The following is a 25182-nucleotide window of genomic DNA, read 5'->3' on the forward strand; positions in this document are numbered from 1 at the left end:
GCCGGAGAATGTCGGTGTGCCGACCTAGCCTGCACACCATGGCCTACGACAAGTCGCTCGCCGACGAGATGCGGGAGCTGCTGTCCGGCGAGCCGGCGATCACGGAGAGGCGGATGTTCGGCGGCCTCGCGTTCCTGCTCCACGGCCACATGGCCGTGTGCGCCTCGCGCGACGGCGGGATGCTCGTCCGGGTGGATCCGGCCGACGAGGCGGAAGGCGTCGTCGCAGGCGAGCACGTCGGTCCGATGGTGATGCGCGGGCGCCCGATGGCGGGCTGGCTGCGCGTGGCGCCTGCCGGGCTGGTGGGCGAGGATGCGGTGGCGAGCTGGGTGGAGCGCGGCGTCGCGTACGCACGCACCCTGCCGCCGAAGGCGGGTGCGCCGTGACGGACCCCGCCGTCAGTGCTCGGGCTCGTGCCCCAGCACGCCGCCCTCGGCGCCGGGCGTGATCTCCCCCGACCATCCGCACCCGGAGCACCAGCAGTAGAAGACCCGCTCCGTCGCCTCCCACAGCTCGACGGCGATGCCGCCGTCGAGCGACGTGCCACAGGCCGGGCAGAACCGGGGCGCGTCGCGGCGATGCGCGTCGGCGTCGCCGGTGAAGCGCCGGTCGACGAGGGCGGGCCGCCAGGGCTGCCGGCCGGGCGAGCCGCCCGCCCCCGGACTCGAACCGGTCCCCGGCGCCGCGCCGGTCACCGGATCACCGGCCGGCCGGACCGGAGTCCGCCTGTGCCGTCGCCCCCGGCGCGATGGTGGGCCCGCCGAACCCGCCGACCGGGGCGAACGGCGCGCGCCCGGCCGCCCGGTCCTTGCCGACCTGCTCGGCCGCGCTCAGGTGCACCTTGCGGATGGTGTCGAGCATCGGCGAGAAGCGGGTGGAGCCCATGTCGCAGAAGTCGAGCGCGAACTGGGCGCCACCGGCGTGGAACTTGTCCTTCTCGCAGGGCAGGTCGATGCGCTCGTGCGGCTCGCGGATCGTGCCGAGCGGGTCCTCGCCGCGGGCCACGGCGTCACACTGCTGGCGGAACATCCTGCGTAGCAGGGCCACGCCGATGTCGGAGCGCCCGAGGTGCTCGGTGGTGCGGTCGGTGACCGATCCCTGCGTCACCCAGGCCATGATGTCCTGGCCCTCGACGTAGTTCGTGACGTGGCGGCCGTGCTCGTCGAACACCGGGATCCGGTAGTCCGGGATCGCGGGCTGCTCGATCGGCTCGTACCCCTCGGGGGCGTGCACCGTGTAGAGCATGAACCGCGTCGTGGTGCGGTTGATCGGCACCCGGATCTGCATCTGGTGGACGCCGCCGCCGCCGACACGCATGTTGTAGGGGAAGACGAGCGGGTGGCCGACCTTCCAGTCGTCGTTGTCCTCCGTTGCACCCTTGAGGACGCGGCGCTTGATGATCCCCCATTCGAAGGCGTCGAAGCCGATCCGCTGGTGCTCCTTGCCGAACGAGGCGGGCGCGGTGAAGCCCTCGTGGCGGCCGACGAACTCGAAGTAGCGGCCGTGGAGGTGCTCGACGTGGTGCGGGTCGACCGCGTTCTCCATGATCTGCACGTAGTTGCACGGCAGATCGGCCCAGCCGATGTCGCGGAAGCCGTCCATCACGTAGACGTCGAAGCGCGGCAGCAGCGGCGCCGGGTTCTCCGCCGAGTGCGGGCCGACGTACGCCCAGATCAGCCCGCCCATCTCCTCGACCTTGCCCGCCTGGGCGCGTACCCGGTCCTTGAACTGGGTGTTGTCACGCTCGGCCGGCTGGTCGGTGCACGCGCCGTCGGTGTCGAAACGCCAGCCGTGGTAGGGGCAGCGGATCCCGTCGGCCTCCACGATGCCGTAGGCCATGGACGCCTTCCGGTGCGGGCAGGGCTCGGGGATGATCCCGTAGCGGCCCGAGGGGCTGCGCCACAGCGCGAAGAACTCGCCCAGGAGCTCCACCCGCTTGACCGGGAACTCGACGAGCTCGCGCGCGAACGCGACCGGGTACCAGTAGCGGCGCAGCAGCTCGCCCATGGGCGTCCCGGCCTCGACCTGGGTCAGCTGGTCGTTCTGCTCGGCGGTCAGCATGTGATGGCTCCCCTGGCAGCGCTGTCTTCGGTGTCTCGGGTGTCTTGACGGTAGGTAGCGCCCGGCTCGCCGGGAAGGGATGCTTCCCGCATGGCGGAAACGCTGGCGTCGGTGCGCAACGCGGCCCGCCTGTTGAAGGAGTTCTCCCGCGAGGACCGCGAGCTGGGCGTGAGCGAGCTGGCCCGCAGGCTCGGGCAGGGGACGAGCACCACCCACCGGCTGCTCGCGACCCTCACCCAGGAGCGTCTGCTCGAGCGCGGCCAGGCACGCGGCACCTACCGGCTGGGGATCGCGCTGCACGACCTGGGCTCGGCCGTCGCGTCGCACCTTGACCTGCACGAGGCGGCGATGCCGGCCATGGCCGCGCTGCGCCACACGACCGGCGAGACGGTGCAGCTCGCCGTGCTGGACGGCCTGGACTCGGTCTACGTGGAGCGGCTGGAGAGCCCGTACACCGTACGGATCTTCGCGCGCGCGGGCACCCGGCTGCCCGCGCCGACGACGAGCACGGGGAAGGTGCTGCTCGCCGCGCTGCCCCCCGAGGAGCTGGACGCGCGGCTGCGGGACTGGCGGCCGAAGCGCTGGACTCCCCGATCGATCGTCGATCCCGAGGCGTTGCGGGCCCACTTGCGGGAGGTGGCCGCGCGGGGTTGGGCCGACAACCGCGAGGAGAGCCGCGTCGGGGTGACCTCGGTGGGTGCGCCGGTGCGCGCCGGGGACGGCGACGTGATCGCCGCGCTGAGCGTCGCCGCCCCGACCGGGCGGGCCCCCGCCGCGACGCTGCGGCGGATCCGGGGTTCGGTGACCGAGGCGGCCGCGGTGATCTCACGCCGCCTGGGCCACCGGGTGCCCTGACCCGCCGCGCCCCCTGACCGTCGAGAACGACCTTGTGCTGATCTACAGGGCTTGTTGATCAGCGTAACGTCGTTCTCGACGGGTCAGCCCCGGTGGATCTTCGCCGTCACGTTCATGCCCGGCGCGAGCGCGAGACCCCCCGTGCTGTCCAGGGCGATCTTCACCGGGATCACCTGGGTGACCTTCTGGAAGTTGCCGGAGCTGTTGGACTGCGGGAACAGCGAGAAGACCCCGGCGGCAGCCCCCTGCACCTCGACGACGCGGCCGGTGAGCGTCCTGCCGTCGTACGCGTCGACGGTGATGTCGACCAGCTGGCCCACCCGGACGTCGTTGATCTCGGTCTCCTCGACCCGGGCGGTGACGAAGATGGTGGCGGGGTCGTAGGCAACGGCGAGCTGCGTGCCGCTGGTGACGAACGCGCCCTCGACGGCGTTGCTCTGCGCGATCACCCCCTCGCCGGGCGACTTCACGCTCTTGCGGATCTCGGCGAACCCGGCGTCCATCTCGATGCGGCCGAGGACCTGGTTGCGCGTCACGGACGTGCCGAGGGTGCCGGTCCACTGGGTGAGGGTTCCGGTCGCGGGGGCGTTGATGACGATCTGGTCGCCGTCGATCTGCGCGTTGTCCGTGGTGACGTAGTTGCGGGCGTCGACGACGTAGGAGGTGACGAACGCGGCGGCCGCCAGGAGCGCGATCACGCCGAGGACCGCGAGCGCGATACGCGTGGACCGCTTCATCGGGCGCTTGCCGGCGGCGGGCGCGGTGCCGTTCGAGGCGGGGTCGGAACCCTGGCCGTCCTCGGACGAAGCGGGCTTCACCGGGGCTTCCATGCCGGTCTCCTTGCGCGCCGTAGGGCCGTTCTCCGCCTCGATCATCGTTTTCAACGGCCAGGGAAATACACGTGTGGCAGCTAATGTACCCCGTCGAATGAGCCGCCACCCATCCGTACGACACGGCCGATCACGGGGTGTCGCGGCGCACCGCTCGACGGAGCGACGACCCGCGGCGCCGCTAGGGTGCAGCCGTGCCGCACCGCAGCCCCGCCGGGGTGACCTACGGAATCGACCTGGTCGCCCTCATCAAGGGCGCAGCGGCGGGGTTCGCCGTGCTGGTGCTCGGCGGGCTCGCTGCCGCGCCGCTCGCCGCCGTCCTGTCGCCGGTCGTCTGGGCGATCGTCGTCAACGCCGCCGCGTTCGCCCTCGCCGGCGCCTGGATCGGCGACGCCACGGTGCCGCCGGTGCACGGCGTGGTCGCTGCCCTCGCGGCCTACCTGCTGGTGCTGCCGCTGATCTTCGCGCTCGGCGTGCCGGTCGCGTGGTGGCAGATCCCGGTCGCGGCAGTGATCGCCGCGGCGACAGGAGCGCTCGCCGGGTTCGTCGCCGGGCGCCGCCGGGGCCCGGTGTTCTGAGCGCCCGGCCCGGCCGTGCGGGGCCGCTCAGCCGATCTCCCGCACCAGTTCCAGGGCCCGGCCCAGGGTCGCGAGCCGCGCGTGCAGGTCCTCACCCGCCGGGTAGAGCCGGACGGTGTCGACGCCCGCGTCGCGCCACACGCCGAGGCGCTCGCGCACCATCTGCTCGGTGCCGATCAGCGTCGTGGCCAGCACCATGTCGTCGGTGACGAGGGCGGCGGCGCCGGTCCGGTCACCGGCCTGCCACCGCTCGCGCACCGCCGCCGCGGTCTCGGCCCAGCCCTGGCGACCGTAGGCGTCGTGGTAGAAGTTCGTGGTCGCCGAGCCCATCCCGCCCAGGCTGAACGCGAGCCCGGCCTTCCGCGGCTGCAGCATCGCGGCGAGCTCGTCCTCGTCGCGGGCGAAGGCGACCTCGGCCCCCTGGCAGACGTCGAGATCCGCACGGGTGCGTCCCGCCCGCGCGAGCCCCGCGTCGAGCGGGCCGAAGTAGGCGCCGGCGCCCTCGGGCACGAAGCTCGTCCCGAGCCAGCCGTCCGCCGTCTCGCCGGTGAGCTCCAGCAGCCGTGGCGACATCGCCGCGAGGTAGATCGGCACGTCCGGGTTCGGTGGCAGCGACAGCCGCATCGGGCGGCCCTCCCCATCCGGCAGGGGGATCGCGACGGTGCGGCCGTCGAACGCGATCCGCTCCCCCGCGAACGCCTGCCGCACCACGTCGACGGTCTCACGCAGGCGGGTGAGCGGCCGCGCGAACGCCACCCCGTGCAGGCCCTCCATCACCTGCGGACCGGACGGGCCGAGCCCCAGCAGGAAGCGGCCCCCCGACAGCTCGGCCAGCGTCAGCGCCGCCTGGGCGACGGCGACCGGGGTGCGGATGCCGACCTGGATCACCCCGGATCCCAGCAGGATCCGCTCGGTCCGTGCGGCGAGGAAGCCCAGCACCGACACGGCGTCCGAGCCCCACGCCTCCGCCACCCAGCACACGTCCAGGCCGAGCTTCTCGGCCTCGACGACGAAGTCGAGCGTCTCGCGCCCGCCGCCCTCGACGGTCGTCGCGGTCCTCAACCGGGCGTGTCCCCGGAGCCGCGGGCCTCGGCGCGGTCCTTGATCCCGCTGAGGGTCGCCGCCATCGCGGCCTCGAACTCCCGCAACCGGCCGAACACGATCTTCTGCTCCATGTCGGGCCACTGGGCGATCGCGCGCGAGAGCCCCGACGGCGCGGGTCCCATCCGCACCCACTGGGTGAGCCGCGTGCCTCCCGTGTCCCCGGGTGCGACGGTGAACCGCCAGGTCGCCGACGGGTGCTCCGGGTCCTCGACGGCCCACGTGAACACCTCGCCGGGAACGCACTCGACGACGTAGGAGGTCGTCTCCCACTCCCCGATGGCGTCGTGGCGGTTGCGGCCGCGGAACCGCGCACCGAACTCCGGCCCGGTGGCCCCGCCGAGCCACTCCACCTCCTGCAGCTCGGTGCTCAGCTCGGGCATCAGCCGGACGTCCGAGGCGATCTCCCAGACGCGCGACGGCGGTGCGTCTATCCAGATCGAGCGCTCGACGGTCGGCTGATCGGCGTAGCGGGCGCCGGTCCACTCCATGCGCGCCAGAGTCGACCACCGCCGCCCGGCGCGTCAATCCGGACCCGGCTGCTCGGGTCGCCGGGCCGTCTGCGACGGTCCGGGCGTGCAGACCGACCCGTGGCTCCTGCCCCTCACCGGCGAGCGCACCGTCCCCGGCGTCAGCCGGGAGAACTACTGGTTCCGCCGCCACGAGGTCGTCTACCGCGCGCTCGCGCCGGCGTGCGCGGGCTCGGTCGTCCTCGACGCCGGGTGCGGCGAGGGCTACGGCGCCGCCCTGCTCGCGGACGTCGCCCGCACCGTCGTCGCCCTGGACTACGACGCCCTGACGGTCGCCCACGTCGCCCGCCGCTACCCCCGCGTGCGGGCCGCGCGCGCCAACCTCGTCGCCCTCCCGGTCCGGGACGGCGGCTGCGAGGCGGTGGTGTCGCTGCAGGTGATCGAGCACCTGTGGGAGCAGGACCGCTTCCTTCGGGAATGCCGCCGCGTGCTCGGGCCGGGCGGGCTGCTCGCCGTCTCGACCCCGAACCGGATCACGTTCTCCCCCGACGGCACCGTCAACCCGTTCCACACGCGCGAGCTGGACGCGGACGAGCTGGCGGGGATGGTCCGCGACGCCGGGTTCGTGGACGTGACCGTGCGCGGCCTGCACCACGGGCCACGGCTGGCGGGCCTGCGCGGGGGCCGGATCGTCGCCGACCAGGTCGCCGCGGTGCTCGACGGCGGGCCGTGGCCGGACGGTCTTCGCGCGGACGTCGCGTCCGTGACGTGCGCGGACTTCGTCCTCGGCGCGCCGGACAGGAGCCTCGACCTGCTCGTGACGGCGCGGCGCCCGTGACCGACCACGTCGGCACGCTCTGCCTCGTCCTGCACAGCCACCTCCCCCACCTCGCCCACCACGGGCGCTGGCCGGTCGGCGAGGAATGGCTCTACCAGGCGTGGGCGCACTCCTACCTGCCGGTCGTCGACCTCCTGGAGCGCCTCGGCGGCGAGGGCCGCCGGCAGCTGGTCACGCTCGGCGTCACCCCCGTCCTCGCCGCCCAGCTCGACGACCCGCACTGCCTGCGCGGGCTGCACGACTGGCTCGGCGGGTGGCTGCTGCGCGCCCACTCGGCGGCCCCCCGCCTGCCGGACCTGGCCGCCGACGAGCACCGGCGGGCGTCGCGGGCGCTGGAGCTGTTCGAGACGCGCTGGCGCCACGGCGCCTCGCCGCTGCTGCGCGAGCTGGCCGACGGCGGCGTGGTGGAACTGCTCGGCGGGCCGGCCACGCACCCCTTCGCCCCGCTCCTCGACGAGGACGTCCGCGCCTTCGCCCTGGACGTCGGCCTCGCGGACGCGGCCCTGCGGACCGGGCGGCGACCGCGCGGCATCTGGGCACCGGAGTGCGGCTACGCGCCGGGCATGGAGGCCGGGTACGCCGCGGCGGGAGTCGGGCACCTCGTCGTGGACGGCCCGGCGCTGCACGGCGACACCGGGCTGCTGCGCCCGGTCGGGGCGTCGGGGGTGCTCGCCGCGGGCCGCGACCTCGACGTCACCTACCGGGTGTGGTCGCCGCGCGCGGGCTACCCCGGCGGGCGGGACTACCGCGACTTCCACACCTTCGACCACCCGTCGGGGCTCAAGCCCGCGCGCGTCACCGGCCGCCGCGTGCCGCCCGAGCGCAAGCGCCCCTACGACCCGGCCCGGGCGGCCGCGGCGGTGGCCCGTGACGCCGCCGACTTCGTCCGCGTCGTCCACGACCGGCTCGCCGGCCTGCGGGCGCGCCTCGGCCGTCCCGCGCTCGCCGTGGCCGCGTTCGACACCGAGCTGTTCGGGCACTGGTGGTCGGAGGGCCCTGCCTGGCTGGAGGCGGTGCTGCGGGCGCTCCCCGGTGCGGGGGTGCGGGTGTCGACGCTGGCGGACGCGATCGCCGCCGGGCTCGTCGGGCCGGCCGTCGAGCTGCCGCCGTCGTCGTGGGGGTCGGGCAAGGACTGGCGCGTGTGGGACGTCGAGGAGTTCACCGGCGTGAACGGCACGACCCAGAAGCTGCTGCGCGAGGCCTGCGGCCCCGGGAGCGCCCGCGACCCGCTGCGCGACGCGCTCGCGGGCCAGGCCCTGCTCGCGCTGTCGAGCGACTGGGCGTTCATGGCGAGCAAGCACTCGGCCGCGCAGTACGCGCGCGACCGTGCCCGCCTGCACGCCGGGCGCGTCGCCGAGCTGGCCGGGCTCGTCGCCGCCGGGCGCGTCCGGGCAGGCCACCGCCGGATCGCGGCCTGGCCCGATGCGGAGCCCGTGTTCGGCCACCTGGACGCGCGCACCTTCCCGTCGAGCGCGTGCCTTCCCGTCGAGAACGACACTGCGCTGATCAACAGGGCCTCCCGAGCTGCAGAAGGTCGTTCTCGACGGCACGGCCCCGGGGGATAGGTTGATCGGGTGCGGGTGCTGATCCTCTCCTGGGAGTACCCCCCGGTCGTCGTCGGCGGCCTGGGCCGCCACGTCCACGCCCTGGCCACGGAGCTGGCCGCCGCCGGGCACGACGTGGCGGTGCTGTCACGCCACCCTGCGGGCACGGACGCGGCCACCCACCCGACCGCGGACGCCGTCGTCGACTCCGTGCGGGTGGTGCACGTCGCGGAGGACCCTCCGCACCTGGAGTTCGGCGAGCGCGACCTCGTCGCCTGGACGCTCGCGATGGGCCACGCGCTGGTCCGCGCGGCGCTCACCCGGCTCGGCGGCTGGCGCCCCGACGTCGTCCACGCCCACGACTGGCTCGTCGCGCACCCGGCGATCACGCTGGCGGACGCGCTGGACGTGCCGCTGGTCGCGACGGTGCACGCGACGGAGGCCGGCCGGCACTCCGGCTGGCTCTCCCACCCGCTCAACCGGCAGATCCACTCGGTGGAGTGGTGGCTCGCGCAGCGGGCGGACGCGCTGGTCACGTGCTCCGCGGCGATGCGGACCGAGGTCGCGGAGCTGTTCGACATCCCGCTCGACACCGACCCCGGGCGGGTCAGCGTGATCCACAACGGGATCGTCCCCCGCGCCTGGCACGTCCCGGCCCGCCGGATCACCGCCGCCCGCCGCCGGTGGCGCGCGCACGCCCCCCTGCTGCTGCACTTCGGCCGCCTGGAGTACGAGAAGGGCTGCCAGGACCTGATCGCCGCCCTGCCCCGGATCCGGCGGCGCCATCCGGGCACGCGGCTCGTCGTGGCGGGGACCGGATCGCAGCGTCCGCTCCTGGAGGAGCTGGCCCGCGAGCGCCGGGTGCGGCGCAGCGTCGCGTTCGTCGGCCACCTCCCCGACGACGATCTCGCCGCCCTGCTGCGGGTCGTCGACGCCGTCGTGCTGCCGAGCCGCTACGAGCCGTTCGGGATCGTCGCGCTGGAGGCCGCCGCAGCGGGCGCGCCGCTGGTCGCGTCCACGGCCGGCGGGCTGGGCGAGGTCGTGCGCGACGGCGAGACCGGCACGTCGTTCGCCCCCGGCGACGTCGCGGGCCTCACCCGGGCGGTCGCCGCCGTCCTGGACGACCCCCGCGCCGCCCGCCGCCGGGCGGACGCGGCACGCCGGCGCCTCGCCGTCGACTTCGACTGGACGCGCATCGCCGCCGCCACCGCGCAGGTCTACGCCGCGGCCCGCGCAGGCGGGCCGCGCGAGCTGGAACGGCCGAAGATCCCGACGGGCAACGTGTTCGGCGCGCCGCACTGACCGGCCGTTCCGTCGCGGTGCGGGCAGCGCGCCGCCCGCCGGGTCAGGGCCAGCGGATCAGGCCGCCTCCTCCGTGATGATGAGCCGGAGTGCGGCGTCGGTGTACTCGTCGGCGAGCTTGAGGGCGAGCTCCTCGCGGTCCTCGGCGATGGCTTCGTTGACAGCGCTCGCGTACCGGTCGTGGAGCACCTGCAGCCGGGTCTCGATGGGCATCGTCTGGGCTCCTCTCGTGTCCTGTCCCCCCACTATTCAATCGCTTCAAGGCCGCAGATGTTGCGGCTCCCGACGCAGCTCACAGTCCCGATCCCGGGTCCCCGGAGCGGGCCACCCGCTCGGCGACGGCGGCCGCCTGCTTGCGCGCCATGTCCGCGACCGCTTCCCGCTGCTCACGGGCCGCCGTGTAGTCCTCGACGCGGTTGCGGACGACCCGGGCCGGGGCGCCGACGGCGATCGAGAACTCGGGGATCTCCCCGCGCGCCACCGCGTGCGCGCCGAGCACGCTGCCACGCCCGATCCGGGTGCCGCGCAGCACCGACGCCTTCACCCCGATCCAGCAGTCCGGGCCGATCCGCACCGGCGTCTTGACGATCCCCTGGTCCTTGATCGGCACGTGCACGTCCGCCGTGACGTGGTCGAAGTCGGTGACGTACACCCAGTCCGCGATGATCGTCGACGCGCCGATCTCGACGTCGAGGTAGCAGTTGACCGTGTTGTCCTTGCCCAGCACCACCTTGTCGCCGATCCGCAGCGAGCCCTCGTGGCAGCGGATCGCGTTGCCGTCGCCGATGTGCACCCAGGCGCCGATCTCCAGCCGGCCGAAGCCGGGGCGCGCGTGCAGCTCCACTCCGCGGCCGAGGAACACCATCCCGCGCAGCACGATGTGCGGGTGGGCCAGCCGCAGCCGCAGCAGCCGCCAGTAGCGGACGAGGTACCAGGGCGTGTACGCGCGGTGGCGGACGATCCAGCGCAGCGAGGCGAGGGTGAGGAACCGGGCCCGGCGGGGATCGCGCCTGGCCCGCCAGCGCGCCCGGACCGGGGCGCCCCACATGCTGGTCATGGCCCGGCACGGTATCCAGGCCGTCCGGCACGGTTGCCGGGGGTCGTGGCGATGGCGCATCGTCGCGGCCGTGGATCCCCTGATCGTCGACACCGACCCGGGCGTGGACGACGCCGTCGCCCTCATGCTGGCCGCCGCCTCCCCCGAGGTCGACCTGCGCGCGGTGACGACGGTGTTCGGCAACGTCGGGCTCGACGCGACCACCCGCAACGCGGGCCGCGTGCTGGCCCTCGCCGGCCGTCCGGACGTCCCCGTGGGCGTCGGCGCCGCTCGCCCGCTCGTGCACCCCCAGCGGGAGCGGGCGGAAGCCTGGCACGGCGACGACGGCCTCGGCGGGCGGGCGGCGACGCTGCCCGCCGGGCCGCCGGTGGACGCGCGCGGCGCCGTCGCGCTCATGGCCGACGTCCTGCGCGGTGCCGACCGCCCCGTCACCATCGCCCCGATCGGCCCGCTCACCAACGTCGCCGTCCTGCTCGCGGGCTTCCCCGAGCTGGCGGACCGGATCGAACGGATCGTCGTGATGGGCGGGGCCCTCGGGGCGGGCAACACGTCGGGGGTCGCCGAGTTCAACATCCACTCCGACCCCGAGGCCGCGCACCGGGTGCTCACCCAGACCGACGTGCCGGTGACGCTCGTGCCCCTGGACCTCACCATGCGCTGCCCGGCGGACGGCGCGTGGCTGGACGCGCTGGCCGCGGCGGGCCCGGATCTCGCCCGGCTCGCCTCGGTGCTCACCCACTACCGCGCCGCGTTCCGCCGCCGCTACGGCCGCGACGCCGTCGCCCTGCACGACGCCGTCGCCGTGCTGGAAGCGATCGTGCCGGGGACGCTGCGCACCGAGCCGATGGCCCTGCAGGTGGCGTGCGACCTCGGCCCTGCCCGAGGCGCCACCGTCCGGGTCGCGGCCGGGCCGACGGTCGAGGTCGCCGTGGACCCGGTCGGCGGCGCCCCCGAGGTGCTGGCCGAGATCCTGCGCAGGCTCGCTCAGGCCAGCCCGTTCTCGATGGCGTAGCGCACGAGGGCGGCCCGGTTGGGCACGTCGAAGCGGCGGAGCATGTTGTTGACGTGGTTCTCCACCGTCCGCGGGGAGAGCGTGAGGCGGGTGGCGATCTGGCGCGCGGTGTGCCCGGCGACGACCAACGCCAGCACGTCGGCCTCGCGACCGGTGAGCCGTGCGGGCCCGTCGACCGCACCGGCCGCGTGCTGCTCGAGGACGGACGCCGCGAGCCCCGGCGAGTAGACGGCGTCCCCCGCCGCGGTCCGCCGGACCGCCTCGACCAGCCACGACGCCGGCGAGCCACGCAGCGCGTACCCCGCGACGCCCGACCGCACGGCGGCGAGGACGGCGGCGGCGCCCCCCGCGGAGGACAGGGCGAGGACAGGCAGGCGGGGCAACGTCGTGGTGAGCGTCTCGACCGCCGCGGTGCCCGCTGCGCCGTCGAGGTCGATCACCACGACGTGCGGGCACAGCATCGTCGCGACCTGCACGAGGTCGCCGGGCCCGCAGACGTGGACGGCGAACCCGCCCGCGCCGAGAAGCTCCGCGAGGTGCGGCTCGGTCGGGTCCACCAGCATCACCGCGACCGGTGTCGCGCCCGTGACCACGCGCATCGCCGCGATCCTCGCCGATCCCCCCGCGCCGCGGCGGGACGTCCACCCGAACGTGCGGCGGACCCGGTGCAGGCGCGGCCGGGCCCGGCCCCACGCATCGGGCCCCGCCCGTCAGTCGTCGGCCAGCCCCTGCTCGATCGCGTACCGGACGAGCTGGGCGCGGTTGTGCAGCTGGAGCTTGCGCAGGGTGGACTGCACGTGGCTCTCGACCGTGCGGTGCGAGACGACGAGCCGCTCACCGATCTGGCGCGCCGTGAGGCCCTTCGCGACCAGCCGCAGCACTTCGGTCTCGCGCGGGGTGAGCACGGGCACGGAGGCGCCCGGGTCGGACTCCAACCGCCGGTACTCCCCCAGCACCAGCCCGGCGAGGCCCGGTGTGAACACCGCGTAGCCGTCCGCGGTGCGGCGTACGGCGTCGAGCAGCTGCTCCGCGCTCGCGGACTTCACCAGGTACCCGGTGGCACCGGCCTTCACCGCCTCCAGCACGTCGGCGTGCTCGCCGCTCGCCGAGAGCACGAGGATGTGCGTCGCCGGCAGGGCGGCGAGGATCTCCCGGATCGCGGTGACCCCCGAGCCGGCGCCGAGGTCGAGGTCCATGAGCACGACGCGGGGCCGGGTGGCCTTCGCGATCCGGACGGCGGCTGCGGCGTCCGGGGCCGTGGCGACGACCTCGATCCGGTCCGGCACACCGCGCTCGGTGAGGTCGCGGGCCACGCCCTCGCGCCAGATGGGGTGGTCGTCCACCACCATCACCGTGATCATCTCTTCGTGACCGTGATCGTCCATTCCGTCCCCCGGTCCGGTCCGGTGTCGAGCGTGATCGTGCCACCGAGGTCCGCGACGCGGCCGCGGATGGAGCGGGCGACGCCGATGCGGCCCTCGGCCTCCGCGGCGGCGAGCCTGCCGTCGGGGATGCCGGGGCCGTCGTCGCGCACGCTGATCTCGACCGCGTCCCCGGCGTCCTCCAGGAACACCCACGCCTGCGCCGACCCGGCGTGCAGCGCGGTGTTGGCCAGCGCCGCCGCCACCGCCGCCACCAGCTCGTCCACGTCGCGCGCCGGCAGCGGGACGGGGTGCGCGGGCGCGGCGACCGTCACGCGGCCCGACGCGAGGCCGCGCAGGGCGGCCGCGAGGTCGCGACGGCCCTCCGCGTCGGCGACCGACGGGCCGGTGATGAGCAGCGTGCGCAGGGCGATCTCCTGCTCCCCCGCGAGCGAGCCCAGCTCCGCCGCGTCCCCGCCGAGCTGGGTGCCCCGGCGCTTGACGTGCGCGAGGACCTGCAACACCCCGTCGTGGACGGCACGGGCGAGCCGTTCGCGTTCGGCCGCGGCCGCGGCTTCGGCGACCGCACGCCGCACCCGCTCCGCCGAGCGGCGCAGCACCGTGGCGGCGAACCCGACCGTGAGCGCGGTGAGCACGACGAGCAGGATGTCGCCCACCTCGGTGCCGAGCCGCGCCGACACCGCCACCAGCGCCGCCGACAGCACGGCCGCCCCGGCGAGCCCGCCCGCGACGCCGTAGGCCAGCGCGCAGGCGAGCGCCGCACCGGGCGTCCAGATGGAACCCATGACGGGGGCGTCGGCGGCCAGCTGCGCCGGGGTCTGCACCAGCGGCGTGGTGGCCATCACCGCGACGGTGACGGCCAGATCGGCGACGGCCAGCAGGCCGCGCCGGTCCCGGGGCGCGGGCTCACCGCGAGCGGCCGGGCGGCTGCCGAGCGGGCGCAGCGCGTATCCCCAGGCGGTGGCCGCCGTCCACCCGGCCATCACCACCAGGACGGCCACCGCCACGCCCGGCCGCGCGTACTCGTCCAGCGACAGCCCCGCGACCACGACGGCGCTGGCCAAGGTCAGCACCCGGTAGACGACCAGCCCCCGCCACAGCGGCTCCAGGGGCTGCTCGACCGCGCCCGCGGGGAACGTCACGGCCGGGTACCGGTCACCAGCGCGTTGTAGAACCAGGCGCGCGGGACCACCCGCGCGAGCCGCCGGTCCAGCGCGGAGAGCCGCTGCCAGCCGCGGTAGGCGAACATCGCCCACCGGATGCCGAGCCGCCCCGGCGGCACCGCGGCCTCGAACGTGCGCACCGGCCACCCGAACATCGCCGCCGTCAGCTCCTCGGTGACCACCCGGACCCCGGCGGCACCGGCGCGCCGGGCGGTGGCCTCCAGCGCGTCCGGGTCGAAGACGTGCAGGTCGACGAGCGCCTCCAGGGCCGCCGCCCGCGACGACTCGTCCAGCTCGGCCTGCGGGCGTCGCCACCCGCGCAGCGGGGGCACGCGGGTGACCGTGGTGACGGCCTTCCAGGTGATCCCGCCGAGGCGGCGCGCGTAGGCGTCCCCGATCCGCGTCGGTTCGCCCGCGAAGACGAACCGCCCGCCGGGCTTGAGCACCCGCAGCACCTCGCGCAGCGCCAGCTCGACATCCGGGATGTGGTGCAGCACCGCGTGCCCGACCACCAGGTCGAACGTGGTGTCGTCGTAGGGGATGCGCTCGGCGTCGGCGACCCGCCCGTCCACCGGCAGGCGCAGCCCCGCGGCGTTGCGCAGCGCCGCGGCCACCATGCCCGGGGACAGGTCCGTCACCGAGCCGGTCGTGGCCACCCCGGCCTGCATGAGGTTGAGCAGGAAGAACCCCGTGCCACAACCCAGCTCCAGGGCGCGGGGGTAGGGCCAGCCGCCCTCGCCAGCGACGTACCGGAAGCGGTCCGCGGCGTAGGCGACGCAGCGCTCGTCGTAGGAGATCGACCACTTCTCGTCGTAGGAGCCGGCCTCCCAGTCGTGGTAGAGCACGTTCGCGAGCTTCGGATCGTGGCGCGCGGCCTCCACCTCCTCGGCCGAGGCGTGCGGGTTCGGGAGGGGGTCGGCGGTCATGGTCGACACCCTTCCAGAGCCGCTCGTCGCACCGTGATCACCATCCGGGCGTCGCATTCCGCACTGGACCGGTGATCACGGCCGTCAGCGCCCCGTGAACTGCGCCTTCCCCGGCCCGTTGTCGACGAACGACGCCATGCCGTGGCGCCCGTCCTCCGTGGCGAAGAGCGCGGCGAACACCTCGGACTCCAGATCCAGGCCCGTCCGCAGGTCCACGTCCAGGCCGCCGTCGATCGCCTTCTTCGCCGCCGCGAGCGCCGCAGCGGGCCCGTCGACGAACTGCTCGACCCACCGCCGCGCCGTCGCGTACACCTCGTCGGCCGGGACCACCTCGTCGACCAGCCCCATCGCGAGCGCCTCCTGAGCGCCCACCATCCGGCCCGTGTAGATCAGGTCCTTCGCCCGCGGTGCCCCGATCAGCCGCGCGAGCCGCTGCGTGCCGCCACCGCCCGGGATGAGGCCGAGCAGGATCTCCGGCTGGCCGAGCTTGGCGTTGTCCCCGCACACCCGCCGGTCCGCCCCGAGCGCCACCTCCAGGCCGCCCCCGAGGGCGTAGCCGGTGATCGCCGCGACCGTCGGCTTGGGGATCTCGGACACGGCGCCGAAACACGCCGAGAGCCGCCGGGCGACCGGTGCCATGTCCGCGTAGGTCATGGTCGCCATCTGCTTGACGTCCGCGCCCGCGGCGAACACCTTCTCCCCGCCGTAGACGACCACCGCGCGCACGTCCGCGCGTCGGGACGCCTCCTGCGCGCACTCCCTCAGCTCTTCCTGCACCTGGCGGCTGAACGCGTTCATCGGCGGGCGGTCCAGCCGGATCGTCCCGACACCGCCGTCGACCTCGAGCCTCACGAATTCCGTCACGGCCGGACCATAGCTGCTCGTTCCCGGGAGATCAGCGCATCCGGGCCGCGTACCGGCCGCGGCGGCCCTGCACCCGAAGCGGCAGGCCGAACGTCTCCGAGAGCGCCTCGTCGGTCAGGACGTCGTCGAGCAGCCCCGCGGCGACGATCCGGCCCTCGCGCAGCAGCAGCCCGTGGGAGTACCCGGCCGGGATCTCCTCGACATGGTGGGTTACCAGCACCGACGCCGGGGCGTCCGGGTCCGCGGCGAGCGCGGTGAGCCGGGCGAGCAGGTCCTCCCGGCCGCCGAGGTCCAGCCCGGCGGCGGGCTCGTCGAGCAGCAGCAGCTCGGGATCGGTCATCAGCGCCCGCGCGATCAGCGTGCGCTTGCGCTCGCCGGAGGAGAGCGTGCCGAACGCCCGCCCACCGAACCCCGCCATCCCGAGGGCGTCGAGCAGGGCCGCGGCCCGGTCGACGTCGCCGCGGTCGTAGCGCTCCCGCCACCGCCCGAGCACGCCGTAGCCGGCGCTGACGACGACGTCGCTCACCGTCTCGTCGCCCGGCACCCGCTGCGTGAGCGCGGCCGAGCAGAGCCCGATCCGGGTGCGCAGGTCGAACACGTTGACCCGGCCGAGCCGCTCGCCGAGCACGTGCACCACCCCCTCGGTGGGGTGCAGCTCCGCGGCGGCCAGGCGCAGCAGGGTGGTCTTGCCCGCGCCGTTGGGCCCGAGCACCACCCAGCGCTCGTCGAGCTCCACCGCCCAGTCCACGCCGGTGAGCAGGGTGGCGGTGCCGCGGCGGACGCCGATGCCGTCCATGCGGACCACCAGGTCGGTCAGGTCCGGCTCCGGCTCGCGGGTGAGGAGGGTCTCGGTGGGCGGTTCGGCTGCGGCCACGGCCCTATCCTGGCTCACCGTGCCGGTCTTCCCGTTGGGCGCCCATGTCGACACCCATGGCGACAGGGACGGGGCGCGGTTCGCCGTCGCGTCGGCGCACGCCGAGGCCGTCGAGGTGTGCCTCGTCGACGGGCCGGACGGCGATCTCACCGAGCGCCGGGTGGAGCTGCCCGAGCACACCTTCGGTGTCTGGCACGGCCACGTTCCCGGCGTGCGCCCCGGCCAGCGGTACGGCTACCGCGTGCACGGCCCTTACGAGCCGTTCACGGGCGTGCGGGCCAACCCGGCGAAGATCCTGCTCGACCCGTACACCCGCCGCGTGTCGGGGCGCGTCACGAGCCTCGCCGCCGCCCGGGGCTGGATCGACGACCCGATGACCGGCGAGCCGAGCCCCCTGGACTCGCTGGGCCACGTCCCGCTGTCGGTCGTCACGGCGCCGGACGAGCCCGTCCTCACCCCCCGCCCGGACGTCCCGTGGTCGGAGACCGTGATCGCCGAGCTGCACGTCCGCGGCTACACGATGTGCCACCCGGAGGTCCCGCCGGCGCAGCGCGGCACCTACCTGGGGCTCGCCCACCCGGCCGTCGTCGAGCACCTCTCGCGGATCGGTGTCACCGCCGTCGAACTGCTGCCGGTGGCGGCCGGCGCCACCGAACCGCCGCTCCTGGAACGCGGGCGCGTCAACTACTGGGGCTACTCGACGCTGGGGTTCCTCGCCCCGGACGCGCGGTTCGCGAGCGTGCCGGGGGCGGAGGTCGCGGAGTTCCGGGCGATGGTCGAGGCGCTGCATGTCGCGGGCATCGAGGTGATCCTCGACGTCGTGCCCAACCACACCGCCGAGGGCGGCGTCGCCGGCACCACGCTCTGCTACCGCGGCCTCGACGCCCCCGCCTACTACTCGCTGGGCGGCGGCGGGCACGACGCCGACATCACCGGCACCGGCAACACCCTGGATTCCGGCTCCCCCACCGTGATCCGGCTGGTGTGCGACGCGCTGCGCCACTGGGTCACCGCCTACGGCGTGGACGGCTTCCGCATCGATCTCGCGAGCGTGCTCGGCAGGCCGCGCTCCGGCGTGTTCGACCCGCACGCCCCGATGCTCACCGCGATCGCCGTGGACCCCGTCCTGTCGGGCTGCAAGCTGATCGCCGAGCCGTGGGACGCCACCGGCGAGGGCTACCGCGTCGGCGGGTTCGGGGTGGCGTGGTCGGAGTGGAACGGCCGCTACCGCGACGCCGTGCGCGACTTCTGGCGCGGCAGCGGCACCGTCGGCGAGATCGCGTCCCGCCTCACCGGCAGCTCCGACCTGTACCGCCTCTCCGGGCGTCGGCCGTGGGCGTCGATCAACTTCGTCACCGCGCACGACGGGTTCACGCTGCGCGACCTCGTCTCCTACGAGCGCAAGCACAACGAGGACAACGGCGAGGACAACCGCGACGGCACCGACGACAACCGCTCCCAGAACTTCGGGGTCGAGGGCGAGACGGACGCCCCCGAGGTCGTGTCACGCCGGCTCGCCACCGCCCGGGCGATGCTCGCCACGCTGCTGCTGTCCACCGGCACCCCCATGCTCCTCGGCGGCGACGAGCGGTGGCGCACGCAGCACGGCAACAACAACGCCTACTGCCTGGACGACGAGACCTCGTGGGTGGACTGGGCCGACACGGACGAGGCGAAGGCCTTCACGGCGTTCGTCGCGCAGGTCGCCGCGGTCCGCCGGTCGACGCGCGCGCTGCACCGGGACCGCTTCTACGCCGAGGGCGACGTCGTCTGGTGGCATCCCGACGGGCGCACCCTCTACGGGCACGACTGGCACGACCCGGGGTTGCACACCCTCGGGCTCCTGCTCGACGTGCGCGACGACCCCAGCCCGGACCACGACGGCTGGCTGCTGCTCCTGCACGGCGGGTCGCAGCCCCGCGAGGTGGTGCTGCCGCCGGGCGGGTTCGTCCCCGCCCTGGACTCGACGACCCCCGACGGCACCCCGGCATCGACCGGGGTGCTCGGCGGGGGGACGACGCTGGAGATGGCGGAACGGTCACTGCTCCTGCTGCGGCGGACGGCCCCCTGACCGGTCGCTCAGCGGCCGGGCCTGGCGAGCACCATCGCCACGCACACCACCGTGAGCACCACGAACACCGCGGCGAGGATCACGAACACCGCGGGCACCCCCTCGACGAAGAACGCCGGCAGCGCCGTGAGCGCCGAGAGGATCCGGCTGCCCGCGACGATCCGCAGGCCCACCCGGCTGCCGGTCCGCCACGCCCAGACCACGGCCACGACCGTGATCACCCCCAGGACGGTCGTGGCGATCAGCACCTCGATCGGCGGGCCCTCGGCACCCGGCGGCGTCGGTGGGGTCAGCAGAAGGTTCAGTGCGTCCAGCACGCCGAGCACCATGGCCAACCCCAGGCCGATCCGCTGGGTGCGGCCGAGTGCCGCGGTGGGTGCGCTCATCGGGATCTCCCCCCGTCGGGGCGCCCCGTCGCGGGGCGCCGTCCCGCACACGATGGGCGCGCCCGCCGCGCGGCGCATCGGGTCCGCCTCCCGGACCGGCCGGGAGATCGCCCGGCACACCCGGGAACCTCACCCGGTCCCGGACGGCCCCGGCCGGGCCATCATTCCCCCATGACGCCCATCCGCGTACTGCTCGCCGACGACCATCCCGTCGTCCGCCGCGGGATGCGGGCCCTGCTCGGCTCCCTGGACGGCGTCGAGGTCGTCGGTGAGGTGGCGAACGGCGCGGACGCCGTGCGCGAGGCCCAGCTGGCCCGGCCCGACGTCGTCATGATGGACGTGCAGATGCCGGGGATGGACGGCGTCGAGGCGACCCGACGCGTCGTCGCGGCCGTGCCGTCCGCGGCGGTGCTCGTCCTGACGATGTTCGACGACGACGAGACCGTGCTCTCCGCGATGCGTGCCGGCGCCCGCGGCTACCTGCTGAAGGGCGCCGAGCAGGACGAGATCCTGGCCGCGCTGCGGTCGGTGGTGGCCGGGCAGGTGGTCGTCGGCCCGGGCGTGGCGCAGCGGCTGCTCGCCTGCCTGTCGGCGCCGTCGCCGACGCCGTTCCCGCAGCTCACCCCGCGCGAGCGGGAGATACTCGACCGGGTCGCCGCCGGGGAGAGCAACGGCGCGATCGCCGCCGCGCTGGGCCTCGCCCCGAAGACCGTCGGCAACCACGTCTCGGCGGTGTTCGCCAAGCTCGGCGTCGCGACCCGGGCCGAGGCGATCGTGCGGGCCCGCGAGGGTGGCCTGGGGCGGGAGGAGCGGCCGTGACCGGGCGGGAGCGCGGCGCGGCCGTTCCGCCCGAGCACGGCCGCCGCGCCCGGACGGCGCTGCGCCGGTCCGGGCGGACGCCGTGACAGCCCGCACGGCGCTGCTCGCCGGCGCGGGACTGCCCCTCGTCGTGGCCCTGCTCGCCCTGTGGAGCGGCAGGGCGGCGCCCATCGACGTCCCCCCGCTCGTCCTGGGCGGCGGGTTCCTCGCCGCGGGCGCGGCGGTACTCGGCCGGGCACGGGCGCCCGGCGCGCTGTTCCTGGCCGCGGGGACGGTGCTCGTGGCCGCACCCCTGCTGCGCGCCTCGGGTCTGCCGGGGATCGCGGACGCCGCGTTCGCCGCCGCCCTGATGCTCGCGATCCCGCTCGGCCTGCTGCGCGTCGTCCCGCGGACCCGCGGAGCCGCAGCGCTGCGGGCCGTCGACGCCACCGTGCTCGGCGCGGGCGGCACCGGGTGCGTCGGTGCTCTCGCCGGTGCCGGTGGCCTGCTCACAGCCGCCGGGATCGTCACGGGCACCGCAGTGCTCGTCGGCGGCTGGGTGCAGTTCGAGCTCACCGCGGGCGACGACCGTCGCGCACTCCTGTGGCTGATCCTCGGCGTGTCGTCGTCGGTCCTCGGCGGGCTGCTCGTCCTGTTCGCGTCCGAGACCGCCGGGATCGGTGACGTGCCGCTCGCGATCGCGGTCTCGCTGCTGGCGTTGCTGCTGCCGCTGACGGCGGCCGTCGCCGTCGTCGCACCCCGCGTCGTCGACGTCCGGGCGGTGATCAGCACCGCCTCGGTGTACGCCGTGATGCTCTGTCTGGTGCTCTCGGCCTACGGCGGCGCGGTCGCGCTGCTCGAGCTCGCCGGGCGCCCGCCGGGCAAGGCCGTCCAGGGGCTGCTCGTCGCCGCGGTCGCCGCCGCCTTCCACCCGACGCTCGTCCGGGTGCGGGGCGTCATGGACGAGTTGCTGTTCGGCGGGCGCGCCGACCCGGTGGACGCGCTCACCCGGCTCGGTGGCGAGCTGACCGCGGGCTCCGGCCCGCGCGAGTGGCTGGACGCGCTGCGCGGCGCGCTCGGCGTCCCCTGGCTCGCGCTGCAGGAGGACGGCCGGGTCCTCGCCGAGGCGGGGGCGCTCGACGGCCGGGTGGAGGGCACCGCGACCGTCCCCCTCCGCACCGGATCGGCGCAGGTCGGCGAGCTCGTCGTCGCGCTGCCGGCCGACCAGCTCCGCCTCGCACCGGCGACCGCGTCCGTCCTCGCGCTGGTGGCGGCGCCGCTGGCGCAGGCCGTGCACGCGGTCCGGCTCGGCGAGCAGCTGCAGGAGTCGCGCCGCGCCGCCGTCGTCGCGCTGGAGGAGGAGCGCCGCCGGTTGCGCCGCGACCTCCACGACGGCCTCGGCCCCACCCTCACCGGGATCGCCTACAGCGCCGACGCGGCCGCCAACCTCGCCCGCTGCGACCCGGACCAGGCCGTCGACCTGCTCCGCCACCTGCGCTCCGACGCCGGGGAGGCGATCGCGGAGATCCGTCGCATCGTGGAGGGGTTGCGCCCGCGCGCTCTCGACGAGCTCGGGCTCGCCGCGGCGATCGGGCAGCACGTGGGGCGGCTGCGCGCCGCGGACGGCCGAGCGCTGCGGGTCGCCGTCTCCGCGCCCGAGGACCTCGGCGAGCTCCCCGCGGCCTCGGAGGTCGTCGCTTACCGGGTGGCCGTCGAGGCGGTCACGAACGTGGCGCGCCACGCGGGCGTCGACACGGCGGACGTGGAGCTGCGCCGCGAGGGCGGGAGGCTCGCCGTCACCGTCCGCGACCCCGGCCGTTCCGCGGGCCCGTGGACACCCGGCGTGGGGCTGCGGTCGATGCGTGAGCGGGTGGAGCAGATCGGCGGCACCCTCGACGTCTCCGCGGGCCCGGACGGCGCCACCGTCACCGCGATGCTCCCGATCCCGCGCTGACCGGCACCGATCGCCGCGTCCGTCCGGCGGCGCGCAGGTACGCTTCCCCCGTGCCGCGTTACGAGTTCCGCTGCCGGGAATGCGACCAGACGTTCGAGGTCAACCGGCCGATGAGCGCCTCCGGTGATCCCGCCGCCTGCCCGGACGGGCACGACGACACCGTGAAGCTGCTGTCGACGGTCGCCCTGTCCGGTGTCCGGTCCGGTGTCCGGTCCGGCGGCGGGATGCCCGCGCGGATGCCCGCGCCGCCCCGCGGCGGCTGCTGCGGTGGCGGGTGCGGCTGCGGCTGACCGGCCCGCACACACCACCCGGCCGTCGCACACACCGTCGGCGGCATGTGCGACGACACCACGGTGTGTGCCGGCGGCGGCACACCGACCCGGCGACCTGCTCGGCCGGCTCTTCCCCGGCGACGCGATCGTCGACGGCGGCAACATCTCCCGCAGGCGCGACCGGGGCACCCGGCCGCCACGGCACCTGCTCAGGCCAGCACGACCTTCCCCAGCTCCGCCGGTGTGGCGAGCAGCCGGTGCGCCGGCAGCACCCGCACCGTGTACCCGGCGAGCCCCGCCTGCGGCAGCGGCACGACGGCCTCGAACCGGTCCGCGGTGGCGTCCCCGCCCGGCCCGGTGCGCTCGATGTGCTTCATCTGCACGGCGACGACGTCCGACAGCTCGTCCGCCTCGTCGACGCGCCCGATCGCGGCCTCGACGCACACGTCCGACGGGTCCAGCCCGGCGAGGTGCACCTCCGCGCGGACGGTCATCGGCGCGCCGACGACAGGCGTGTCCGGCAGCCCGGAGGCGTCCACCGCGCCGACCCGCACGCGCGGCCACGCGGCCGAGAGCGTGGCCCGGTACGCGGCCAGCTCGCGGGCGGCGGCGAACTCGCCCGTGGTGATCTCGGTGGCGGCCCTGGCCGCGGGGACGTACCAGTCCTGGACGTACTCGCGCACCATCCGGCTCGCCTGCACCGCCGGGCGCAGCGTCGTCAGGGTGTGGCGGACCAGCTCGACCCAGCGCGTCGGCACGCCGTCGTCGCGGGTGTAGAACGCGGGCGCCACCTGCGTGGCGAGCAGCTCGTAGAGGGCGTTGGCCTCGAGGTCGTCGCGGCGGACGGGGTCGTCGATGCCGTCGGCGGTGGGGATGGCCCAGCCGTTGCTGCCGTCGTAGAGCTCGTCCCACCAGCCGTCGCGGATGGAGAGGTTGAGCCCCCCGTTGAGGGCCGACTTCATCCCGGACGTCCCGCACGCCTCCAGCGGGCGCAGCGGGTTGTTGAGCCACACGTCGCAACCCCAGTACAGGTAGCGGGCCATCGACATGTCGTAGTCCGGCAGGAAGACGATGCGGTGGCGCACGGCCGGGTCGTCGGCGAACCGGACGATCTCCTGGATGAGCGCCTTGCCGCCGTCGTCGGCCGGGTGGGACTTGCCGGCGACCACGAGCTGCACGGGGCGGTGCGGGTCGAGCAGCAGATCGCGTAGCCGGTCCCGGTCCCGCAGCATGAGGGTGAGCCGCTTGTAGGTGGGCACGCGACGGGCGAACCCGACGGTGAGCACCTCCGGGTCGAAGACGTGGTCGGTCCAGCCCAGCTCGGGCGCGGAGGCCCCGCGCTGCAGCCACGCGGCCCGCACGCGCCGGCGCACCTCGTCCACGAGCCGCGCGCGCAGGGTGCCGCGCAGCGCCCAGAGGATCTCGTCGGAGACGGGGCCGGGGGGCTCCGTGCCGCCCGGGCCCGGCTCGCCGAGCAGCGCGGTGACCTCGCGCGCCTCCCAGGTGTGCCCGTGGACCCCGTTCGTGACCGAACCGATCGGCACCTCCTCGGCGTCGAAGCCGGTCCAGAGACCGCCGAACATCTCCCGCGACACCTGACCGTGCAGCCTCGACACGCCGTTGGCACGCTGCGCGAGCCGCAGCCCCATGTGCGCCATGTTGAACGTGCCCGGGTCGGACTCCGCACCCAGCGCGAGCACCCGGTCCACGGGGACGCCCGGAAGGAGCCGTCCGCCGTCGGCGAAGTAGTGCTTGACCATCTCGACCGGGAAGCGGTCGATGCCGGCGGGGACCGGCGTGTGGGTGGTGAAGACCGTGCCGGCGCGGACGGCGGTGAGGGCCTCGTCGAAGCTCAGGCCCGCACCGTCCTGCAGCTCGCGGATGCGCTCCAGCCCGAGGAAGCCGGCATGTCCCTCGTTGGTGTGGAAGACGTCCGGCTCGGGATGACCGGCGATCTCGCAGAACGCGCGCACCGCGCGCACCCCCCCGATGCCGACGAGGATCTCCTGCTTGATGCGGTGGTCCTGGTCGCCGCCGTAGAGGCGGTCGGTGACGGTGCGCAGGTCGGGCTCGTTCTCCTCGATGTCGGAGTCCAGGAGCAGCAGCGGGACCCGCCCGACCGCGGCCTGCCACACCCGGGCCCGCAGCACGCGGCTGCCCGGCATCGCGACCTCCACCAGCGCCGGGCTGCCGTCCTCGCGGGTGAGCAGCTGCAGCGGCAGGCCCTGCGGGTCCAGCACCGGGTACTGCTCGAGCTGCCAGCCGTCCAGCGACAGGGACTGGCGGAAGTACCCGGACTGGTAGAGCAGCCCCACCGCGACCAGCGGAACGCCGAGGTCGGACGCCGCCTTGAGGTGGTCGCCCGCGAGGACGCCGAGGCCGCCGGAGTAGTTCGGCAGCACCTCGGTGACCCCGAACTCCATGGAGAAGTAGGCGACGGCCGCGGGCAGCGACTCGTCGTCCTCGCCCTCGATCTGGTACCAGCGCGGCTCGCTCAGGTACGCCTGCAGCTCGTCGGCGAGCTCGCGCACCGTGACGACGGTCTCCGCGTCGTCGGCCAGCTCCGCGAGCCGGGACGTGGAGAGCTCGCCCAGCAGCCGGACGGGGTCGTGCCCGGCCCGCTCCCAGGCCTCGGGGTCCAGCGACGCGAAGAGGTCCTGGGTGGGCGGGTGCCAGCTCCACCGGAGGTTGGTCGCCAGTGTCTGCAGGGGTGCCAGCGAAGCCGGCAGATGGGCACGGACGGTGAAGCGTCGGAGGGCGCGCACCCGCGCAGCCTACGTGAATCGATGACGGAATCGTTCCAGCGATCCAGCCCCGACGGCCGGCTGCACGATACGCGCCCCC

General features: G+C 75.1%; 26 protein-coding genes. 11 read left to right on the plus strand and 15 right to left on the minus strand.

From position 1 onward, the window contains the following. The first annotated feature begins 38 nt into the window (after positions 1 to 38). Entirely contained in the window at positions 39 to 386 is a 348-nt protein-coding gene (locus AB7J25_RS05290) for a TfoX/Sxy family protein (protein ID WP_428505613.1), read from the plus strand. A gap of 12 nt (positions 387 to 398) precedes the next feature. On the opposite strand, the gene AB7J25_RS05295 is transcribed toward AB7J25_RS05290, so the two are convergent. Together AB7J25_RS05295 and AB7J25_RS05300 are read right to left on the minus strand one after the other, a co-directional pair. Beyond that, complete coding sequence (locus AB7J25_RS05295; RefSeq protein WP_428505615.1) at positions 399 to 695, minus strand: hypothetical protein; 297 nt, start codon at positions 693 to 695, stop codon at positions 399 to 401. Positions 696 to 699: 4 nt separating this feature from the next. After that, positions 700 to 2061: a Rieske 2Fe-2S domain-containing protein gene (locus tag AB7J25_RS05300; RefSeq protein WP_428505617.1), complete on the minus strand. Its 1362-nt coding sequence runs from the start codon at positions 2059 to 2061 to the stop codon at positions 700 to 702. A 90-nt stretch (positions 2062 to 2151) separates the two neighbouring features. Between AB7J25_RS05300 and AB7J25_RS05305 the strand changes: the two genes are divergently transcribed. Further along, a complete protein-coding gene (locus AB7J25_RS05305) occupies positions 2152 to 2916 on the plus strand; it encodes an IclR family transcriptional regulator (RefSeq protein WP_428505619.1) in 765 nt (254 codons plus the stop codon). 83 nt (positions 2917 to 2999) lie between these two features. Here AB7J25_RS05305 and AB7J25_RS05310 read toward each other — a convergent pair whose 3' ends face one another. Next, the gene (locus tag AB7J25_RS05310; protein WP_428505621.1) at positions 3000 to 3746 is read right to left on the minus strand and encodes an HlyD family efflux transporter periplasmic adaptor subunit; all 747 of its coding nucleotides are present in this window, start codon (positions 3744 to 3746) and stop codon (positions 3000 to 3002) included. 194 nt (positions 3747 to 3940) lie between these two features. Here AB7J25_RS05310 and AB7J25_RS05315 point away from each other — a divergent pair, with 194 nt between their 5' ends. Next, on the plus strand, positions 3941 to 4324 hold the full coding sequence (locus AB7J25_RS05315) for a hypothetical protein (protein ID WP_428505623.1): 384 nt from the start codon (positions 3941 to 3943) through the stop codon (positions 4322 to 4324). 27 nt (positions 4325 to 4351) lie between these two features. Here the strand turns inward: AB7J25_RS05315 and AB7J25_RS05320 are convergent, their stop codons facing one another. Together AB7J25_RS05320 and AB7J25_RS05325 are read right to left on the minus strand one after the other, a co-directional pair. Next, positions 4352 to 5386, minus strand: a complete 1035-nt coding sequence (locus AB7J25_RS05320) for an LLM class flavin-dependent oxidoreductase (protein WP_428505625.1) — start codon at positions 5384 to 5386, stop codon at positions 4352 to 4354. Beyond that, positions 5383 to 5916, minus strand: coding sequence for an SRPBCC family protein (locus tag AB7J25_RS05325; RefSeq protein WP_428505627.1), 534 nt, complete (start codon positions 5914 to 5916; stop codon positions 5383 to 5385). The genes AB7J25_RS05320 and AB7J25_RS05325 overlap by 4 nt, the downstream gene beginning before the upstream one ends. Positions 5917 to 6001: 85 nt before the next feature. Between AB7J25_RS05325 and AB7J25_RS05330 the strand changes: the two genes are divergently transcribed. From AB7J25_RS05330 to AB7J25_RS05340, 3 genes are read left to right on the plus strand one after another with little or no spacing between them, the layout of a single operon-like run. Then, complete coding sequence (locus tag AB7J25_RS05330; RefSeq protein ID WP_428505629.1) at positions 6002 to 6733, plus strand: class I SAM-dependent methyltransferase; 732 nt, start codon at positions 6002 to 6004, stop codon at positions 6731 to 6733. Beyond that, positions 6730 to 8298 carry a 1,4-alpha-glucan branching protein domain-containing protein gene (locus AB7J25_RS05335; RefSeq protein ID WP_428505631.1) on the plus strand — a complete coding sequence of 523 codons (1569 nt, stop codon included), beginning with the start codon at positions 6730 to 6732 and terminating at the stop codon, positions 8296 to 8298. The genes AB7J25_RS05330 and AB7J25_RS05335 overlap by 4 nt, the downstream gene beginning before the upstream one ends. Positions 8299 to 8307: 9 nt before the next feature. Beyond that, positions 8308 to 9579 carry a glycosyltransferase family 4 protein gene (locus tag AB7J25_RS05340; protein WP_428505633.1) on the plus strand — a complete coding sequence of 424 codons (1272 nt, stop codon included), beginning with the start codon at positions 8308 to 8310 and terminating at the stop codon, positions 9577 to 9579. A 57-nt stretch (positions 9580 to 9636) separates the two neighbouring features. Here the strand turns inward: AB7J25_RS05340 and AB7J25_RS05345 are convergent, their stop codons facing one another. Beyond that, a complete protein-coding gene (locus AB7J25_RS05345; RefSeq protein ID WP_428505635.1) occupies positions 9637 to 9792 on the minus strand; it encodes a hypothetical protein in 156 nt (51 codons plus the stop codon). Between the two features lie 79 nt (positions 9793 to 9871). Then, positions 9872 to 10636 (minus strand): acyltransferase, encoded by a 765-nt coding sequence (locus tag AB7J25_RS05350; protein WP_428505637.1) that lies wholly within the window; start codon positions 10634 to 10636, stop codon positions 9872 to 9874. Between the two features lie 70 nt (positions 10637 to 10706). On the opposite strand from AB7J25_RS05350, the gene AB7J25_RS05355 reads away from it, so the two are divergent. Then, complete coding sequence (locus tag AB7J25_RS05355) at positions 10707 to 11648, plus strand: nucleoside hydrolase (RefSeq protein WP_428505639.1); 942 nt, start codon at positions 10707 to 10709, stop codon at positions 11646 to 11648. Here the strand turns inward: AB7J25_RS05355 and AB7J25_RS05360 are convergent. From AB7J25_RS05360 to AB7J25_RS05385, 6 genes are all read right to left on the minus strand, one after another. Beyond that, a complete protein-coding gene (locus AB7J25_RS05360) occupies positions 11621 to 12247 on the minus strand; it encodes a LuxR C-terminal-related transcriptional regulator (protein WP_428505641.1) in 627 nt (208 codons plus the stop codon). The genes AB7J25_RS05355 and AB7J25_RS05360 overlap by 28 nt on opposite strands. A gap of 111 nt (positions 12248 to 12358) precedes the next feature. Further along, positions 12359 to 13009, minus strand: coding sequence for a response regulator (locus AB7J25_RS05365; protein ID WP_428505643.1), 651 nt, complete (start codon positions 13007 to 13009; stop codon positions 12359 to 12361). Beyond that, a complete protein-coding gene (gene macS, locus AB7J25_RS05370; RefSeq protein ID WP_428505645.1) occupies positions 13006 to 14172 on the minus strand; it encodes a MacS family sensor histidine kinase in 1167 nt (388 codons plus the stop codon). The genes AB7J25_RS05365 and macS overlap by 4 nt, the downstream gene beginning before the upstream one ends. Beyond that, entirely contained in the window at positions 14169 to 15119 is a 951-nt protein-coding gene (locus AB7J25_RS05375) for a class I SAM-dependent methyltransferase (RefSeq protein ID WP_428505647.1), read from the minus strand. The genes macS and AB7J25_RS05375 overlap by 4 nt, the downstream gene beginning before the upstream one ends. Before the next feature lie 84 nt (positions 15120 to 15203). Further along, the gene (locus AB7J25_RS05380; protein ID WP_428505649.1) at positions 15204 to 15983 is read right to left on the minus strand and encodes an enoyl-CoA hydratase/isomerase family protein; all 780 of its coding nucleotides are present in this window, start codon (positions 15981 to 15983) and stop codon (positions 15204 to 15206) included. A gap of 31 nt (positions 15984 to 16014) precedes the next feature. Beyond that, positions 16015 to 16779, minus strand: a complete 765-nt coding sequence (locus AB7J25_RS05385; protein WP_428505705.1) for an ABC transporter ATP-binding protein — start codon at positions 16777 to 16779, stop codon at positions 16015 to 16017. Positions 16780 to 16876: 97 nt separating this feature from the next. Between AB7J25_RS05385 and glgX the strand changes: the two genes are divergently transcribed. Beyond that, complete coding sequence (glgX, locus tag AB7J25_RS05390) at positions 16877 to 18928, plus strand: glycogen debranching protein GlgX (RefSeq protein WP_428502875.1); 2052 nt, start codon at positions 16877 to 16879, stop codon at positions 18926 to 18928. Positions 18929 to 18936: 8 nt separating this feature from the next. Here the strand turns inward: glgX and AB7J25_RS05395 are convergent, their stop codons facing one another. Then, a complete protein-coding gene (locus tag AB7J25_RS05395; protein ID WP_428505651.1) occupies positions 18937 to 19314 on the minus strand; it encodes a hypothetical protein in 378 nt (125 codons plus the stop codon). A gap of 171 nt (positions 19315 to 19485) precedes the next feature. On the opposite strand from AB7J25_RS05395, the gene AB7J25_RS05400 reads away from it, so the two are divergent. The 3 genes from AB7J25_RS05400 (at position 19486) to AB7J25_RS05410 (ending at position 22356) form a co-directional block, all read left to right on the plus strand. After that, positions 19486 to 20133 (plus strand): response regulator, encoded by a 648-nt coding sequence (locus AB7J25_RS05400; RefSeq protein ID WP_428505653.1) that lies wholly within the window; start codon positions 19486 to 19488, stop codon positions 20131 to 20133. Positions 20134 to 20215: 82 nt separating this feature from the next. Continuing rightward, the gene (locus AB7J25_RS05405; protein ID WP_428505655.1) at positions 20216 to 22066 is read left to right on the plus strand and encodes a histidine kinase; all 1851 of its coding nucleotides are present in this window, start codon (positions 20216 to 20218) and stop codon (positions 22064 to 22066) included. A 50-nt stretch (positions 22067 to 22116) separates the two neighbouring features. Beyond that, a complete protein-coding gene (locus AB7J25_RS05410; protein ID WP_428505657.1) occupies positions 22117 to 22356 on the plus strand; it encodes an FmdB family zinc ribbon protein in 240 nt (79 codons plus the stop codon). 191 nt (positions 22357 to 22547) lie between these two features. Here AB7J25_RS05410 and glgP read toward each other — a convergent pair whose 3' ends face one another. Beyond that, a complete protein-coding gene (gene glgP / locus AB7J25_RS05415) occupies positions 22548 to 25103 on the minus strand; it encodes an alpha-glucan family phosphorylase (protein WP_428505659.1) in 2556 nt (851 codons plus the stop codon). Between the last annotated feature and the right edge of the window lie 79 nt (positions 25104 to 25182).

Source organism: Pseudonocardia sp. (assembly GCF_050246655.1).
Lineage (GTDB): Bacteria > Actinomycetota > Actinomycetes > Mycobacteriales > Pseudonocardiaceae > Pseudonocardia.

What these genes read in the sequence shown, in the direction of transcription:
- AB7J25_RS05290 (WP_428505613.1), top strand. Translation starts at nt 39, where the DNA reads ATGGCCTACGACAAGTCGCTCGCCGACGAGATGCGGGAGCTGCTGTCC.
- AB7J25_RS05300 (WP_428505617.1), bottom strand. Translation starts at nt 2,061, where the DNA reads ATGCTGACCGCCGAGCAGAACGACCAGCTGACCCAGGTCGAGGCCGGG.
- AB7J25_RS05305 (WP_428505619.1), top strand. Translation starts at nt 2,152, where the DNA reads ATGGCGGAAACGCTGGCGTCGGTGCGCAACGCGGCCCGCCTGTTGAAG.
- AB7J25_RS05310 (WP_428505621.1), bottom strand. Translation starts at nt 3,746, where the DNA reads ATGGAAGCCCCGGTGAAGCCCGCTTCGTCCGAGGACGGCCAGGGTTCC.
- AB7J25_RS05325 (WP_428505627.1), bottom strand. Translation starts at nt 5,916, where the DNA reads ATGGAGTGGACCGGCGCCCGCTACGCCGATCAGCCGACCGTCGAGCGC.
- AB7J25_RS05345 (WP_428505635.1), bottom strand. Translation starts at nt 9,792, where the DNA reads ATGCCCATCGAGACCCGGCTGCAGGTGCTCCACGACCGGTACGCGAGC.
- AB7J25_RS05350 (WP_428505637.1), bottom strand. Translation starts at nt 10,636, where the DNA reads ATGACCAGCATGTGGGGCGCCCCGGTCCGGGCGCGCTGGCGGGCCAGG.
- AB7J25_RS05360 (WP_428505641.1), bottom strand. Translation starts at nt 12,247, where the DNA reads ATGCGCGTGGTCACGGGCGCGACACCGGTCGCGGTGATGCTGGTGGAC.
- AB7J25_RS05365 (WP_428505643.1), bottom strand. Translation starts at nt 13,009, where the DNA reads ATGATCACGGTGATGGTGGTGGACGACCACCCCATCTGGCGCGAGGGC.
- AB7J25_RS05375 (WP_428505647.1), bottom strand. Translation starts at nt 15,119, where the DNA reads ATGACCGCCGACCCCCTCCCGAACCCGCACGCCTCGGCCGAGGAGGTG.
- AB7J25_RS05385 (WP_428505705.1), bottom strand. Translation starts at nt 16,779, where the DNA reads ATGGACGGCATCGGCGTCCGCCGCGGCACCGCCACCCTGCTCACCGGC.
- AB7J25_RS05395 (WP_428505651.1), bottom strand. Translation starts at nt 19,314, where the DNA reads ATGAGCGCACCCACCGCGGCACTCGGCCGCACCCAGCGGATCGGCCTG.
- AB7J25_RS05400 (WP_428505653.1), top strand. Translation starts at nt 19,486, where the DNA reads ATGACGCCCATCCGCGTACTGCTCGCCGACGACCATCCCGTCGTCCGC.